The 14,497-nt window shown below is 34.7% G+C and carries 17 protein-coding genes; 14 read left to right on the top strand and 3 right to left on the bottom strand.

Annotation, left to right across the window (positions count from 1 at the left end):
• The first annotated feature begins 8 nt into the window (after window positions 1-8).
• The 14 genes from OPR30_RS04235 to OPR30_RS04300 all read left to right on the top strand — a co-directional run bounded on the left by OPR30_RS04235 (window position 9) and on the right by OPR30_RS04300 (window position 11,094).
• Window positions 9-1,193, top strand: a complete 1,185-nt coding sequence (locus tag OPR30_RS04235; protein WP_265022332.1) for a hypothetical protein — start codon at window positions 9-11, stop codon at window positions 1,191-1,193.
• The gene (locus tag OPR30_RS04240) at window positions 1,193-1,387 is read left to right on the top strand and encodes a hypothetical protein (RefSeq protein ID WP_264376462.1); all 195 of its coding nucleotides are present in this window, start codon (window positions 1,193-1,195) and stop codon (window positions 1,385-1,387) included. Before OPR30_RS04235 ends, OPR30_RS04240 begins: the two co-directional genes overlap by 1 nt.
• Complete coding sequence (locus OPR30_RS04245) at window positions 1,384-2,850, top strand: hypothetical protein (RefSeq protein ID WP_265030482.1); 1,467 nt, start codon at window positions 1,384-1,386, stop codon at window positions 2,848-2,850. The genes OPR30_RS04240 and OPR30_RS04245 overlap by 4 nt, the downstream gene beginning before the upstream one ends.
• Window positions 2,851-2,856: 6 nt before the next feature.
• Entirely contained in the window at window positions 2,857-3,417 is a 561-nt protein-coding gene (locus OPR30_RS04250; protein WP_265030483.1) for a hypothetical protein, read from the top strand.
• On the top strand, window positions 3,410-4,573 hold the full coding sequence (locus tag OPR30_RS04255; RefSeq protein WP_265031120.1) for a phage tail sheath subtilisin-like domain-containing protein: 1,164 nt from the start codon (window positions 3,410-3,412) through the stop codon (window positions 4,571-4,573). Before OPR30_RS04250 ends, OPR30_RS04255 begins: the two co-directional genes overlap by 8 nt.
• 11 nt (window positions 4,574-4,584) lie before the next feature.
• Complete coding sequence (locus tag OPR30_RS04260; protein WP_265030484.1) at window positions 4,585-5,091, top strand: phage major tail tube protein; 507 nt, start codon at window positions 4,585-4,587, stop codon at window positions 5,089-5,091.
• A 46-nt stretch (window positions 5,092-5,137) separates the two neighbouring features.
• Window positions 5,138-5,392, top strand: a complete 255-nt coding sequence (locus OPR30_RS04265) for a phage tail assembly protein (RefSeq protein WP_019078857.1) — start codon at window positions 5,138-5,140, stop codon at window positions 5,390-5,392.
• 115 nt (window positions 5,393-5,507) lie between these two features.
• Entirely contained in the window at window positions 5,508-7,775 is a 2,268-nt protein-coding gene (locus OPR30_RS04270) for a phage tail tape measure protein (protein WP_265030485.1), read from the top strand.
• Window positions 7,775-8,131: a phage tail protein gene (locus tag OPR30_RS04275; RefSeq protein ID WP_265030486.1), complete on the top strand. Its 357-nt coding sequence runs from the start codon at window positions 7,775-7,777 to the stop codon at window positions 8,129-8,131. Before OPR30_RS04270 ends, OPR30_RS04275 begins: the two co-directional genes overlap by 1 nt.
• Window positions 8,128-8,337: a tail protein X gene (locus OPR30_RS04280; RefSeq protein WP_007301893.1), complete on the top strand. Its 210-nt coding sequence runs from the start codon at window positions 8,128-8,130 to the stop codon at window positions 8,335-8,337. Before OPR30_RS04275 ends, OPR30_RS04280 begins: the two co-directional genes overlap by 4 nt.
• Window positions 8,338-9,273, top strand: a complete 936-nt coding sequence (locus tag OPR30_RS04285; protein WP_012481834.1) for a contractile injection system protein, VgrG/Pvc8 family — start codon at window positions 8,338-8,340, stop codon at window positions 9,271-9,273.
• Between the two features lie 52 nt (window positions 9,274-9,325).
• Window positions 9,326-9,859 (top strand): ankyrin repeat domain-containing protein, encoded by a 534-nt coding sequence (locus OPR30_RS04290; RefSeq protein WP_038227557.1) that lies wholly within the window; start codon window positions 9,326-9,328, stop codon window positions 9,857-9,859.
• Between the two features lie 72 nt (window positions 9,860-9,931).
• Window positions 9,932-10,159 (top strand): hypothetical protein, encoded by a 228-nt coding sequence (locus OPR30_RS04295; protein WP_007302999.1) that lies wholly within the window; start codon window positions 9,932-9,934, stop codon window positions 10,157-10,159.
• A gap of 20 nt (window positions 10,160-10,179) precedes the next feature.
• Window positions 10,180-11,094, top strand: coding sequence for a patatin-like phospholipase family protein (locus OPR30_RS04300; protein ID WP_007302998.1), 915 nt, complete (start codon window positions 10,180-10,182; stop codon window positions 11,092-11,094).
• 95 nt (window positions 11,095-11,189) lie between these two features.
• On the opposite strand, the gene wmk (OPR30_RS04305) is transcribed toward OPR30_RS04300, so the two are convergent.
• The 3 genes from wmk (OPR30_RS04305) to OPR30_RS04315 all read right to left on the bottom strand — a co-directional run bounded on the left by wmk (OPR30_RS04305) (window position 11,190) and on the right by OPR30_RS04315 (window position 14,415).
• On the bottom strand, window positions 11,190-12,176 hold the full coding sequence (wmk, locus tag OPR30_RS04305; RefSeq protein ID WP_265031121.1) for a WO male-killing family protein Wmk: 987 nt from the start codon (window positions 12,174-12,176) through the stop codon (window positions 11,190-11,192).
• A gap of 47 nt (window positions 12,177-12,223) precedes the next feature.
• Complete coding sequence (gene wmk, locus OPR30_RS04310; RefSeq protein WP_264682436.1) at window positions 12,224-13,132, bottom strand: WO male-killing family protein Wmk; 909 nt, start codon at window positions 13,130-13,132, stop codon at window positions 12,224-12,226.
• A gap of 86 nt (window positions 13,133-13,218) precedes the next feature.
• A complete protein-coding gene (locus OPR30_RS04315; RefSeq protein ID WP_264682437.1) occupies window positions 13,219-14,415 on the bottom strand; it encodes a hypothetical protein in 1,197 nt (398 codons plus the stop codon).
• Window positions 14,416-14,497 lie beyond the last annotated feature (82 nt).

Consider the following 14,497-nt stretch of genomic DNA (forward strand, 5'->3'; position numbering starts at 1 on the left):
GTAAAAATATGCTCACAGCCAACAACCAGGGAAAATTAAAGGGAAAGATAAAAATCCCAGCAAATATTCCAGCAGGTACTAAATTAGTACAGTTTTATGGGGATAAAGGAAGCTATGGAGAGGCAACTTATACTGGTAAAAAAACAATTACCATAGAAGAAAGAAGAAGAGTGATCTCAGCAAGACGAGTTGATCCTTTAGCGCAAACATTTACTCTAAATGAAAGCAGGCACATAGGAGGTCTAGAGTTATGGTTTATAAATAGAGGCAAAAAACGTGTTGCTGTGCAGATTAGAGAAACAGCAGTGGGAATGCCCTCACAAACTGTCATTGCTGAAAGCTATATTGAGCCAAAAGATATAAAGATAGATGGCACAGCAACACGTATAAAGTGGTCACCAGTGTTTTGCCATGCAGGAGAGGAGTATGCAATAGTACTGCTTACTGATGATCCTGGTACTGCAGTAAAAATAGCAGAACTTGGCAAATATGATGCAGTAAATAGCCGTTGGGTAACAAGTCAGCCATATCAAGTAGGAGTATTACTTTCATCTAGCAACGCAAGTACTTGGACACCACATCAAAATTTAGATCTAACTTTTAGGCTTTTAGCAACGAAGTTCACTGAAAATTCTCACGTTATTGATCTTGGTAAAGTTACTGCAAATAACGTATCAGATTTAATTGTTTTGACGAACGTCGAAAAAGTAGCATTTGATACCAATGTAGAATTTATTCTGACAGATGAAGAAGGAAAAGAAAATTTTCTATCTGATAACTTGCCGCTCGCGCTGCGTGAAAGACTATCTGGAGAGTTAACAGTAAAGGCAAATTTAAAAGGGTCAAAAGAAAAAAGTCCAGTGCTATATCCTGGGTTACAGCTAGTTCTAGGTAATCTTTCAGAGTCTGGAGATTATGTTACAAGAAGTATTACAGCAGGAGCTAACACTAAAATTACCATAACGTATGATGCGCTAATACCTGGCACTGCAGATGTAAAAGCATATGTGCAAAAAAATGTGGATTGGCAATTAGTAAATTTAACATCAGGAAAACCAATTGGGGAAAATTGGGTGGAGAGAACTCATGTACTATCAAATTTTAATGGCAATGAGACTAGGGTAAAATTAGTTTTAAGTGGAACAGTTGTTTATCGCCCTAAGGTAAAAAATCTCAGAGTGATTGTCACATAATGACTGTTGACCAAACCAAACGAGGATATCCACTGCCTCATCCAGAAAATATTGCAGTTCAAGATGTGGTACGTATTCGAAGAGCTATAGAAAAAATAGATGAAGATATTACCGAAAGAGAAGATGAGCATAATCAACTTAAGAGTAATTTTGAGCGGTTTAATTTTGAGACTTTTTTAAATTTTTGGAAATGAAAGAAGCAATATACCAAAGGATAAAGGATTTAGCAGCAAGTAGCACACCTGATCAACTGGCATATCTTGCAAAATCGCTGGAATTGATAGCAGATAAAAAAGCTATTTCCAACGTTGTGCAGATGACTGAAGTAAAAGGAATAATTGATGCACTACAAAAGAGGCTTAAGGATTTAGCAGCAAACAGTACACCAGATCAATTAGCATATCTTGCTAAAGCATTGGAATCAATAGTCGACAAAAGTGCAGTTTCTGAAATTGTACAGATGACTGATGGTAAGCTAAAAGAGCTTCTTGATAGTGCAAAAAAACACTTAACTGATCTGGATAATAAAAAAGCTAGTTCTTTAGCAGTGATCTCTGAATCAGAGAAGCAGTTATTAAAGAGAATTGATGAAAAAGGAACAACAAATTTATCGCTACTTGATACGAGAAAGAATGCCAATATTGCAGCAATAAATAGCATTAGTAATAGTCATAAAGATGGTCTTAAAGGTTTAGTAGAAGATTTTCGTGCTGTTAATAATGTACCATCTGGCTCATCAATTATTGGGGAAATAGAAACTCGTGATAACCAATTAAAAACATCCCTGATAAATGAGGTAAAAACTCGGGATGAACAGTTAAAAGTGTCTCTTATAAATGAAATAAGAAAGCGCAACATGGTTGAACCAGGGTCATTACCTTTCTTATTTGGTGTACTTGGCAGAAAAAATAATTATTTTGGCCACGGAACTTTTACGACAGAGCTTGGAAAGTGGAGTAGTGATATAACAAAAACTGACTATATGTTACAACTACTAGCAGGTAGCCATACGTACAATACAGATTACGTTAGTTTTTATCGGCCAAGACAACTCAGTTTTTTAGAGGGAAGCAAAGGTACATTTATCTATGGAGAATCATACCCAAGATTTATGTATGATGGATTTTCTGAGCAATTCAATATGCTGAAATACCCTTATGCTGCATTGGGAGTAATATTCGTAAAAAACACAAGCAATGTAGATATAAGTAAAACTCTAAACTTTGTTGGATCTGCAATGTGGTATAAAGATGAAGTTAATTATGGAGGAGCAGGATTATTTATAGGTACACCTGATAAAACTAATACAAGGAAGTCAGAGATTTCGAGAATTACTTGGACACGTATTTACCAGCATGAAATTAACAGTCCTGAATTTATTGCATCAGGTAACATACTCATTCCAGCAGGAAAAACCGTTACAGTGTTACTTTATACGTCATCTAATCTTCACTCAGAAGGTGAAAGAGTTGGTGAGACACCTGAGTTCTTTGCAAGTGAGCACACGTATAGCACAATCTATGGTCAATTTATTCAGTGGGGAATATATAATTTTCGCAGCAATTTTCTGACTACAGGACTTGAAATAGATGTAGAGAGAACACTAAGAGCGTGGCAATGTCCAGGATTATCTGAAACCTATGAGCTCTGGAGGTAACAAACAATGTCTATCTACATTAGATTTGAGAATGATAAACAAGTTGAAACAACAACGCTTAAAAGTAAGCCAACTGGAAATGATTGGTATGAAGCACCAGAAGATTTTGATTGGCAAAAAAGTTATTGTTTAACAGAGGGAGGAGAAATTGCTCAGCGTACTAAAGAAGATATACAAAAGGAGTTACTGGATAATGCGAAGCTTTGTGCATTTGATAGTATGCGTTTCTATTATGATAATCATACTCACCAATATGCAGGTCATTCTCACCAAAAAGCTAAATCTTATGAGATTCAAGCGGAAGCCGCAAAAAGCATTCTAGCAGCACCAGAATCTATGAATAAAAAGGATAAAGAAATTATAGAACCTTTAGCAAAAGTCCGTGGTATTACGGTTATTGAAATGGCAAGAATAATTGAGGAAAAAGTGAAAAAAGCAGTAAAAGCAATAATTAAATGTGAAGAGCTTGAAGATTTAGCCAAAAGAAAGATTGAAGAAGCTAAAAGTGAAAATGAGCTACAGACTTTGCTAGATGATTTCAGGAAAAAAATACAAAGAAATGGCTGAAGAATTTTTACATGGCGTAAATGTTATTGAGGTAACCTCAGGAGCAAAGACAGTACGTACAGCTAAATCATCAGTGATAGGTGTAATTGGTACTGCACCTGATGCTGACGAGCAAAAATTTCCGCTAAATAAACCAGTGTTAGTTGCAGGAAGCTTAAAGGAAGCAGCAAAGCTCGGAAAGAGTGGCAGTTTACCTTCTGCAATAAATGGAATATTTTCCCAAATTGGTGCAACAGTAGTAGTTATTCGAGTTAAAGAAAGTGAAAACAGCGATTCAAAGCTCAAAGAAAGCGAAACTATTCAAAATATAATTGGTGGAGTTGATAAAGAGACTGGAGAGTATCAAGGGATAGAGGCATTCCTCAGCAGTGAAAGTATAGTTCATGTTGCCCCAAGAATATTAATTGCACCTCAATTTACTCACCAACTACCAGAAGATGGCAAAAATTCAGTGGTTTCAGCATTAATTCCTATAGCAGAAAAATTAAGAGCTATAATAGTTGCAGATGGACCAAATACTAATGATGAAGAAGCAATCAAGTGGAGAAAAAGTGTAGGCAGCTCAAGAGTTTACGTAGTTGATCCATGGGTTAAGGTAAAAGAAGAAATTTTGCCAGCAAGCCCATTTGTAGCTGGTTTAATAGCGAAAGTAGATAGCGAACAAGGCTTCTGGCACTCACCTTCAAATAAAGAAATAAACGGTATTGTTGGAACAAGCAGGCCTATTGATTTTACGCTCGGTAATACAAATTGTAGAGCAAACCATTTAAATGAAAATGAAGTAACAACGATAATTCATCAAAATGGCTATAGGCTTTGGGGAAATAGAACATGTTCAAATGATTCGAAATGGGCTTTTCTGTCAGTGAGGCGTACTGCAGATTTAATCAATGATAGTTTACTTCGAGCTCATCTATGGGCAGTTGATCGCAATATTACCAAAACTTATATAGATGATGTGATTGAGGGGGTGAATTCTTATTTGGCTAATTTAAAAGCGCAAGGAGCAATTATCAGCGGAAAATGTTATGCAACCCCAGAACTCAATACACCAACAAATATTGCAAGTGGAAAAGTATATTTTGATTTTGAGTTTACACCGCCATATCCAGCTGAGCAAATAATATTCAGATCCCATCTTGTAAATATAAGTTAGGAGAAAGCGAAGTGTTACCGAAAATACTGAGAAATTTTAACGTATTCGTTGATGGTCGTGGTTATGCAGGAAAAATAGATGAAATAACCTTGCCGAAGCTCACTATCAAAACAGAAGAATACCGTGCAGGGGGTATGGACATACCAATTAGCATTGACATGGGCATGGAAAAGCTTGAAGCAGATTTCACTTTTTCTGAATACGATACAGAGCTCTTTCGGCTATTTGGGCTGATAAATGGGAATTCAGTAGCTTTGACGCTCCGTGGAGGGATGCAAGGAAGTGGTAGCAATGATATTGAAGGAGTAATAATCAACCTTAGGGGCATATTCAGAGAATTTGATTTTGGTAGCTGGAAACCTGCTGAAAAAGCCACTCTCAAATGCACTGTAGCTGCCCATTATTATAAACTTACGATAGGTGGCAATGAGCTGATAGAAATCGATGCTGAGAATATGATTCGCAAGATTAATGGTGTTGATCAGATGGCCTTGCTACAAGCAGTTCTAGGTATTTAGGTTTAGTTTTAAAAAGATTTTAGAATTTTATTTTTTAGGAGAAAGTATGACAATAGTAAAACTTGATAATCCAATAACAGTTGATGGTATTTCTGTCTCAGAATTATCGATGCGTGAACCTAAAGTAAGAGATTTACTGGCTATAGAACGCATAGAAGGAGAAGCTTTGAAAGAAGTAGCTTTAATTGCTAATCTAGCATCCGTACCAAAAGAAGTAGTTGAAGATTTATGTATTAAAGATTATGTAGAAATACAGAAGGTGCTAAAAGGTTTTTTGTCGCCGCTGGAACAGAGGAGTTAAGATTCAATATTTTAAAACTTAGCTCAACAACAGGAAGTGGAATTGAGCAAATTATTAATATGAGTACAAAAGAGTTTCTAAAGTGGTTAGAAGTAAGTGAAGGAGTAACAAAAAAATGTCAATGCTTTCAATAAAAATAGGTGCAACGTTAGATGGCAGTTTTAATAATGCAATGACAGGTAGTGCAGCAAAGCTTTCTAAGTTGGGTGATAGTATAAAGCAGCTTGATTCATCAATGAAATCTGTTTCCAAATTTAAGCAACTAAATCATGATGCCCTTGAAGCCATGAAGAATTGGAAGGAAGCGGAGAAGAAAGCGAAAGAATCAGCTACAGCAGTTGCTAAAGAGAAGAAGGAAAAAAAAGAGCCAAGCAAAGCACTGAGAAATGAATTCGAAAAATTGAAAGCATCGGCATCAAGGGCAAAAGAGGCTTATATTAAAAAGAGAGATGCACTTCACACATTAAATGAAGAAATAAGGAAAAGTGGAAAGGATATTAAATCTTTAGTGAGGGATCAAACTAAACTTGGTTCATCTATTGAAGTGCTAAAAGGGAAATACAATAAATTAGGATCTGTAATACAAAAACAGCAAAATGCTTTGGCAAAAAAAGCGCATTATAGATCACAAGTAATGGAGACTATAGGACTAGGACTTTCGCTTGCAACGCCAATTAAAGTTGCTATTGACTTTGAAAGTGCTATGGCTGATGTTAAGAAAGTAGTAGGCTTTCAAGAAGGGACAAACGAAGCTAATGAATTTGCTCAAAAATTAAAGAAGTTATCTCGTGAAATACCGCTATCAGCTGCAGAGTTAGCACAAATAGCTGCAAGTGGTGGTCAACTTGGTATTGACAAAAATAAGCTACTTGAATTTACCACAACAGTAGCTAAAATGGCTACAGCATTTGACATGTCTGCTGAACAAGCTGGTGATTCTATTGCCAAACTCGCTAACATTTATGGAATTGCAGAAGAAAAAATGGAAGGAGTTGGCAACGTTATAAATCACCTCTCAGATAACACTGCTGCCAAAGCAAAAGATATGGTTGAAGCTCTAGCAATAGTTGGTGGTACTGCAAAACAATTTGGTTTAGATATTAATCAGACAAGTAGTTTAGTAAATGCCTTCGTTAGTTTAGGTAAACAACCAGCAAAAGCAGGAACTGCCATAAACGCTTTACTTTCTAAGCTCCAAACTGCTGAGGGACAAGGAAAAGAATTTAAAGCAACATTGGAATCCATGGGCATAACTGCAGAAGAGATGTCACAAAAAGTTGCTCAAAACGGGCAAAACGCTCTACTTTATTTTTTTGAAACTCTAGAAAAAGTAGATAGACAGGAACGTTCACAAATCCTTCTCAATCTCTTTGGTCAAGAATATCAAGATGATATTGCATTGATAGTTGGAAGTCTAAAAAAATATGAAGGTGCCATAGCTCTTGTAGCTGACAAAGAAAAGTATAAACATTCCATGCAAGAAGAATTTGACAATCGCGCAAGTACTACAGCAAATAATTTGCAGCTACTCAAAAATACAATAGCAGAGCTAGGAATGAACTTAGGGTCAGTTATGCTACCTACTTTAAATTGGATAAGTAAGATTTTGAGGTCTATATCTACAGGTATAGCTTGGTTCGCAGAGAAGTGTCCAATTTTGACTACAGGAGTTATGAGCATAATTTCAGCTCTTATTATTGGCAAGATTGCAGTAGTAGGTTTTGGTTATGCATTTGCATTGGCTGAAGGTGGAATATTAACTTTTAAGGCTATTTTGCAGGGAACACTTTTGCCAGTATTAACTTCGTTATCAGCGCGAGTAATTCCAGCAGTGATCATGGGACTGAAAGCTTTAACGCTAACCAATCCTATAGGAGCTGCTATTGCTGGACTATCAGTTGGTGCAGCGCTTGTAATTGCTAATTGGCAAAAGGTAAAGGACTTTTTTTCAAGTCTCTGGAAATCAATTACAAAATCTATAGAAAATTGGACTGGTATAGGAAAATTTTTTAATGATAGTCCAATAAAAGCATTAGAGAAACCAGTAGAAGCAAAAATAGGCAGTGCAACTAGTGAAAATAATGTTTTTAGTAAAGGAAATCCTTTATTGAATAATAATGCTTTTAGTGGAGTTTCAAATAGTAGAACGAATATTATTGAAAGTGTGATTACAGAAAAAAGTTCTGTAGCAGATAATTCAGAGAAAGTTTTAAAAGACTGTGAAAAGTGTGAACAAAAAATTTTCAATCAAACTTTTACATTTAATATAAGTATAAAAGCAGAACCTAACCAAGACGTACGTAGTCTTGCCGATGCAGTGATAAAAAGAATAAGAGAAAAATCGCGAGACGTTCTATTTGATTCAATAGAACCAATTTATTAATGCTATCACTTGGTCAACATAAGCTTTCTCCAACAAGTGTAAGGTATAGTAAAGAAAATCGTTGGAGTACAATTGAGTGCATTGGTAAAATACCTTCATTACAAAATATTGGTCAAGGTGCAGAAAATGTAGACTTAGAAGGAGTAATTTATTTCCATAATCTGAATGATTTAAATCAATTAAAAAGTATGAAAGAAACTGAGAAAAATCATGAACCAAGTATCTTAGTAGATAATTTAGGGAATGTTTTGGGAAGATTTGTTATTGTGCGGTTAGAAGAAAAGCAAACGTCGTATTTTCCCTGTGGATTACCAAAAAAGGTTGAATTTAGCTTAAGTTTAAGGAGTTATGTATGACAGTACATTATATAGCACGAGAAAATGAAATGTTGGATTACATATGCTTTAAACACTATGGACATAGCTCTGGAGCAGTAGAATTAGTATTGAAGGAAAATCCTGGACTTGCGGAGTATGGAAGTTTTTTGCCTGCAGGATTAAAAATTAAGTTACCTATAATACAAGAGCAATTAAAAAAATCGAAGTTAAAAGTGTGGGAGTAAATGAAACCTGAATTTAGCATTGAAGGAATAAAAGATCATGTAATATCGGTGCATCTTACTGATGAATCTGGTACTATAGATGATGTTGCAGAGGTATGCGTTGATTATGGCAATGAAAATGTAGAAGTTCCAAATGAATTGAACATAGCACTAGGTTATAAGGAAACGGGAATCTTTCCAATGGGTATATATACAGTCAACGAAGTTACGATACAAGGTCCACCTAAGACTCTATTAATCAAAGCTCATGCAACAAATTTAAGAATATCTTTAAAAGCAAAGGTATCAAAAGAATGGCATCAAATTACCATAGAAAACTTAGTGAAAGAAATAGCTCAAAAACATGGATATGGACATAAAGTTGCTGAGGAATTTAAGAATGTATTGATACCCCATATTAATCAGGCAGATGAAAGTGATATAAGTCTGTTAACAAAGATCGCAACAGAGCGTGAAGCAATGGCAAAATTAGCTGGTGGGTATATATTGTTTATTTCAAAAAATATGGCAAAATCAGCCACAGGAAAAGCTTTAGGAACAACTACTATTATACCTCAAGACACAATTAATTGGAAAGTGCATTTTACCGTACGTGATAAGTATAATTCAGTAGTAGCAAAATGGTATAGCTATGAAAAAGGTGAAACTATTAAAGAAACAGTTGGTAGCGGTGAACCAAGTTATATTATGCTGGAACTTTACTCAAATGCAGAGTCAGCACTAAGTGCAGCAAATGCCAAGTTAAAACAATTGAAACGTAACAATGAAACTTTAGATATAACTATGCCTGGTAATCCAGAGTTATTTGCAGAAGCTAAACTTAATCTTATAGGTTTCAATCAAGCAGTAGATAGTGAATGGATAGTTAATAGAGCGGAGCATACTTTAAATAGCTCAGGTTACCTTACTATGTTGTCAGCATCTTTGAGTAAGTGATGTTAATAAAAAATGAGTAAATGATCTATTTAATATTAAAAAGATGTTGAATATGGATAAATTGGGTCAAGATACAAAAAACAAGCTGCATTTTTGGTGGCTTATAACAGTAATAGTATGTATTATTGCTACCTATTCCTACATGAAGGCAAAAGCTGTAGATAATTATAAAACGATATTACGCATTGCTTCTCAAAATTGTAACTTAGAGACTGTAAAATTCTCAGTAAAAAATTTATTAGATATTGATACACACATGCCTAAGTTAACTGCGTTACATTACGCTGCAGAAGGGGGATGTTTAGAGATAGTTAGGTTTTTAATAGATGAGGGAGTTAACGTAAACATTATTAACAAGTATGGAAGCACAGCACTACATAATGCTGCATATTATGGTGATTTAAGGATTATCAAATTTTTGCTAGAAAAAGGCGCTAATCCTAACATTATAAACGATGATGGAAAAAAACCTAGAAATGTAGCTGTGTTAAGGTCAAGGCACAACAAAGACAAGCCCTACGATCAAATAATAAAGTTACTTGCAGAAGCAGAGGATCAATACGAATCAACAAAAAGTAATCACTAAAGCTATAAGTTTTCTATAATCTGTACATAAACTTCCAAAACTATCCATAATAAATTCACATTTTAAATTATTATGCAAAATCAAAAAATCCCAATTACAGTAATTATCACGTTATTAATCCAAACAGTAGCATTTATATGGTGGTTATCCAAGCTAGACTCAAGGGTACAATTTCACGATAAACTTATTGAATATGGTTTAATGGAAAAAGTGTTAGTACTTGAGGAAAGGGTGAAAAATCTTTCTGAGGAATTGGATGAGTTTAAATTACACGTTCTAAGCGGAAAAATTAAATCTTAATACCTTTACCCAAATTCACAATGATTAAATATATTTTATCCGTTGATGGAGGTGGCATTAGAGGCATCATACCAGCCATTATTCTAGCAGAAATAGAGGAAAGGACAAGAAAACCGATAGCTGAAATCTTTGATCTTATGGCAGGGACCTCAACCGGTGGAATTGTTGTAGCTGGATTATGTAAAAAAGATAAACCTCAATATTCTGCTAATGATTTAGTCGAGTTCTATCGGGAATATGGACCATATATTTTCAAGTCTTCATTTTTTAGGCGATCAATATTATCTTGGTTTAACTGTGCACAATACCCATATAAAAATATTGAATTTGTATTGGACAAATATTTTGGTGATGATACTCTACAAAACACTTTAAATAATGTACTGCTTACCAGTTACGACATTCAGAATAATTGCCCATTTTTCTTCAAAAGCTGGAAAGAAGGTAATATTAAGCTGAAAGATGCACTCAGAGCTGCAACGGCTGCACCTACTTACTTTGCACCTAAATATCTTAAAATCAACCACAAGGAAATGGTATTAGTGGATGGCGGGGTATTTGCAAATAATCCAGCGGCTTGTGCATATGCAAGTGGTAAGAGGTTATTTCCAAATGATGATATTCTACTGTTATCGATAGGTACTGGAAGAACAGATAGAAGCATAGAGTATGCCAATTCAAAGAGATTTGGAAAAATAGGCTGGATAAAACCTTTGTTAAATGTGATGTTTGCCTCTGGATTGGACTGCGTAAATTATCAGATGAATCAAGTAATAGGCAATAGATACGTAAGAATACAATCGCAATTGAAGCTAGCGTCGGCTGACATGGATAACATTACATCAAAAAATATCAAATCTCTTCAACAAGAGGCAAAGGCAATGATAGAGGACAATCAGAAATTAATAGATAAACTTTGCGATTTCATATCTTAATTTATACCAAGCAAAATTCAACTGAGCCAAAAAAGTTGGTTAGCAAATTCTGCTGGTTAAATCATTAACTAACTTTACTTATATCTTAAACACATTTAATTTTCACACTCACCCAACTCATCAGCAGTTAGGCCACTTGCTCGCACAATAATATCAATAGCAATACCTGCCTTAACTAGATCTTTTGTAATCTTGATTTTCTCTGCTTTTTTAACCTTTTCTTTACCAGTTTGCATTCCTTCAGATAAAGATCTAACTACCGTATCCAGTAATTCTTGATCCTCAATTTTTTCGCATTTACCTATAAACCTAAAAACTGGCTCATTTTCATATTCTGTTAGTCCAAGAGCTTTAATGTTAACTGATAATGTCTTTGCTATCTTATATAATATTTCAATTGGAATGTCTGTATATCCTCGTTCATAGTCGTGTATTTCTTTAGGTGTTGAACCTATTTTATTTGCCAAGTCCTCCTGAGTGTATTCCCGTATTAATCTCTGCTCTTTTATCCTTTTCCCCACTTTGTAGAGTATAGAATCAGTACAAATTTCTTTCTCTATATCATCATACTCATAAGTAGATAAGCGAGTCACTTGGGAAATAATATCAACTGAAACTCCTTCTTTCACTAGATTCTTTGCTACTTCTATTTTCGCTTCTTCTTGACTAATTTTTTCGCTAATATATACAAACCTTACTAATGGATACAGTTTCTTTCGTAATTCCTGATCCTTAATTTCTCTATGTATTTTTGTTAGATAGACTATTTCTTTATCCTCATCTTCATACCAACTGTTTTCTCTTAGTACTGTTGGTCCTGGAAGTAGATCTATAACATTAACTGACAATGCTCCTGCTATTATATACGATTCTTTGATTGTAATAGCCTTGCACCCTAGTTCAAAGTTATGTATTTCCTTATGTGTTAAACCAATTTTGCTTGCTAATTTTGCCTGAGTATACCCTTGTACTATCCTACAACCTTCTATTTTTTTCCCCAGCTCGTAGCTTACTGAGCCAATATGCTCTGAATTATCATAGATAAATCCTCTAAAAGCTGTTTTTCCTACAGAAGCAAACATATATTCTATCACAAAAAAAATCCACTATTGGCTAAGTTTTTATGAAATCACAAAAATTTCTCAATCATATAATTTGATAAGCCTGTCGTTTGCAAGATAATATCAGCAGAAATTCCTTCTTTCACTAAATTCCTTGCAACTTCAATCTTCTTTTCCTCTCTGACCTTTTCTCTACAAACATGTATACCTTCAAATAAAGACTTGATTAGCACATTTCGTAATTCCCGACTCTCAATCTTTTTGTATTCTTCTATCAAGTTTGATAGCTTTTCTTCCGCTTCACTATCCTCATCTGATTCGGGAAGTAGATCTATGATACTGATTGATAATACCTTTGCTATTTCATCTAACATTTCAAGTGAGACAGCAGCTCGCCCTTGTTCATATTCGTATATTCCTTGATTTGTTATGCCAACTTTATTCGCTAAATCTTTTTGTGTATATCCTCGTATCAATCTCCACTCTTTTATCCTTTGCCCTACTTTGTATGGAACAGGAATTTTGTTCTCCTCATACTCACCAATAGATAGGTTAGTTGTTCGAGAGATAACATGAGCAGAAACTCCTACTTTCATCAAACCCCTTGCTACTTCTATTTTTACCGATTTTCTGCTTCTTTCCTCATTCAAACGAATAAATTTGGTTAATAAATAAAATACCTCGCTTAATTCTTTATCCTTATGCCCCTTTACTAAATTTAATATTTCTTCATCTTCAAAATATCTTTTTTTATTTGGTAGTGTCTCTCCACAAACTAGACCTTTAACATTTACTGATAATGCTTCTGCTATGGCATATAACTTCTTAATTGGAATTTTACGGTTCCCTTTCTCATATTGCAGTATTACCCAGTACTTTACACCAATTTTCTCAGCTAAATCCTTTTGAGTATACCCTCTCTCTAACCTCCAACTTTTCACTTTTTGCCCTACTTCACAGTCTAGACTTTTTTCCATACAAAGAACCATACATATAATATCTTCTACTATAGCTCAAAGGCTCCAGATATAATGGTAGACTCTGGAACCTTAAAATAAATGAATTAAAGCCCCCTAAAAGATTCTTTACTATTTTCACGTACTTTATCTACCCATGAAGACAATTTTTCACTTGGGCTATCAACCTCCTTCATAAGCTGCTTGCTATTCCATATGCCACATCTCATAAAACTTCCCTTTTCTACTGCTTCTTTAAGTTTTACTCCAGCAAAAAGACAATTTTTTCCAATTTCTTCCCCTCTTTGTTGTAGCTCAGCCCACATTTCCTTGTTTTCTACTCTAACTTGTACTTGATCATATTTTTTTACATCATGGTACAATATAATATTTAGTTTACCAGCGCTTGTAGGAATTTCTAACACAACAGAGCTACCATCTGATACATCAACGTAATTTCTTACACCTCCTTCCTCCCTTCTGATCTCAACTGCATTATTACCCATTTTTAAAATATTACTCCCTAACTCTCTCAGTATTTTTGCTACCTCTACCTTGCTATCTTCAGAGAATTCCATAAAAAGCATTTTATTATCTATCTCGATATCTATTAATTCTCCTTCCTGAACAGCACTTTCGCCAGCTTTCTCTAGTTCTTCTAGTTGCTTATCTATCTGTGGCTGAACTTCTGGTTGTAGCTCATTATAGATTTCACCTATCAATTTATTCTCCAATAAAGTATCATGAAACTCTGCACCGCTTAGCATTAATTTACGCATTATCTTTTTTCGATCACTTTTTTCTAATTTATGAAAATGTGTACCCAATACTACATATTCAGCAAAGCTCCACTCTCCATCATTACATGCATTTAGCCTTCCTCCAGAAGCTAGTACTTTGTCTATAACTTTGTGCAATTCATTTACATTCTTTGCCTCTACCACTTCACTTTTAAACCAGCTCAAAGTTTCACTTTCACCTGCACTTGGCTTTATTTTTTGCAAAGCTGAAGCAAATGGATTCAACCCTTCTGGATAATCTGCTTGATTACTCAAAGGTTTTGTGCCATATATGTAGTCAAGCCCTTTTCCGTAGTTGATTTGAACGTCTCTATTAGGGAAGGGCACTTCTCCAAACTTTTTAGCCTTATTAATTTTGCTTACAAAGGTGGATTGCTCCTTAGTACGGCCAATCCCCACAATAGCATTTAACACCTCACCTTTTGATAATCTATCAAGATCAATGTTTAACTCGTAAGTACCTCCTTCTTGATCATCAAAAGGTACAATTATTTTATTACTCATATTAGCCTCCGCTATTAAATATATTTAACTAAGTCTATAACCGACTTTATTACTTTATTATTAATTTAATATATACTTTCTC

The sequence above is a fragment of the Wolbachia endosymbiont (group B) of Athalia cordata genome (assembly GCF_947251845.1).
GTDB lineage: Bacteria > Pseudomonadota > Alphaproteobacteria > Rickettsiales > Anaplasmataceae > Wolbachia.

Bases quoted from the DNA above. Each gene is read 5' to 3' on its own strand.
- OPR30_RS04300 (WP_007302998.1), top strand. From the start codon at position 10,180: ATGATTAAATATATTTTATCCGTTGATGGAGGTGGCATTAGAGGCATC.
- wmk (WP_265031121.1), bottom strand. From the start codon at position 12,176: ATGTTTGCTTCTGTAGGAAAAACAGCTTTTAGAGGATTTATCTATGAT.
- OPR30_RS04315 (WP_264682437.1), bottom strand. From the start codon at position 14,415: ATGAGTAATAAAATAATTGTACCTTTTGATGATCAAGAAGGAGGTACT.
- OPR30_RS04255 (WP_265031120.1), top strand. From the start codon at position 3,410: ATGGCTGAAGAATTTTTACATGGCGTAAATGTTATTGAGGTAACCTCA.
- OPR30_RS04295 (WP_007302999.1), top strand. From the start codon at position 9,932: ATGCAAAATCAAAAAATCCCAATTACAGTAATTATCACGTTATTAATC.
- OPR30_RS04280 (WP_007301893.1), top strand. From the start codon at position 8,128: ATGACAGTACATTATATAGCACGAGAAAATGAAATGTTGGATTACATA.
- wmk (WP_264682436.1), bottom strand. From the start codon at position 13,132: ATGGAAAAAAGTCTAGACTGTGAAGTAGGGCAAAAAGTGAAAAGTTGG.
- OPR30_RS04275 (WP_265030486.1), top strand. From the start codon at position 7,775: ATGCTATCACTTGGTCAACATAAGCTTTCTCCAACAAGTGTAAGGTAT.
- OPR30_RS04290 (WP_038227557.1), top strand. From the start codon at position 9,326: ATGGATAAATTGGGTCAAGATACAAAAAACAAGCTGCATTTTTGGTGG.
- OPR30_RS04235 (WP_265022332.1), top strand. From the start codon at position 9: ATGCTCACAGCCAACAACCAGGGAAAATTAAAGGGAAAGATAAAAATC.
- OPR30_RS04270 (WP_265030485.1), top strand. From the start codon at position 5,508: ATGTCAATGCTTTCAATAAAAATAGGTGCAACGTTAGATGGCAGTTTT.
- OPR30_RS04240 (WP_264376462.1), top strand. From the start codon at position 1,193: ATGACTGTTGACCAAACCAAACGAGGATATCCACTGCCTCATCCAGAA.
- OPR30_RS04250 (WP_265030483.1), top strand. From the start codon at position 2,857: ATGTCTATCTACATTAGATTTGAGAATGATAAACAAGTTGAAACAACA.
- OPR30_RS04265 (WP_019078857.1), top strand. From the start codon at position 5,138: ATGACAATAGTAAAACTTGATAATCCAATAACAGTTGATGGTATTTCT.
- OPR30_RS04285 (WP_012481834.1), top strand. From the start codon at position 8,338: ATGAAACCTGAATTTAGCATTGAAGGAATAAAAGATCATGTAATATCG.
- OPR30_RS04245 (WP_265030482.1), top strand. From the start codon at position 1,384: ATGAAAGAAGCAATATACCAAAGGATAAAGGATTTAGCAGCAAGTAGC.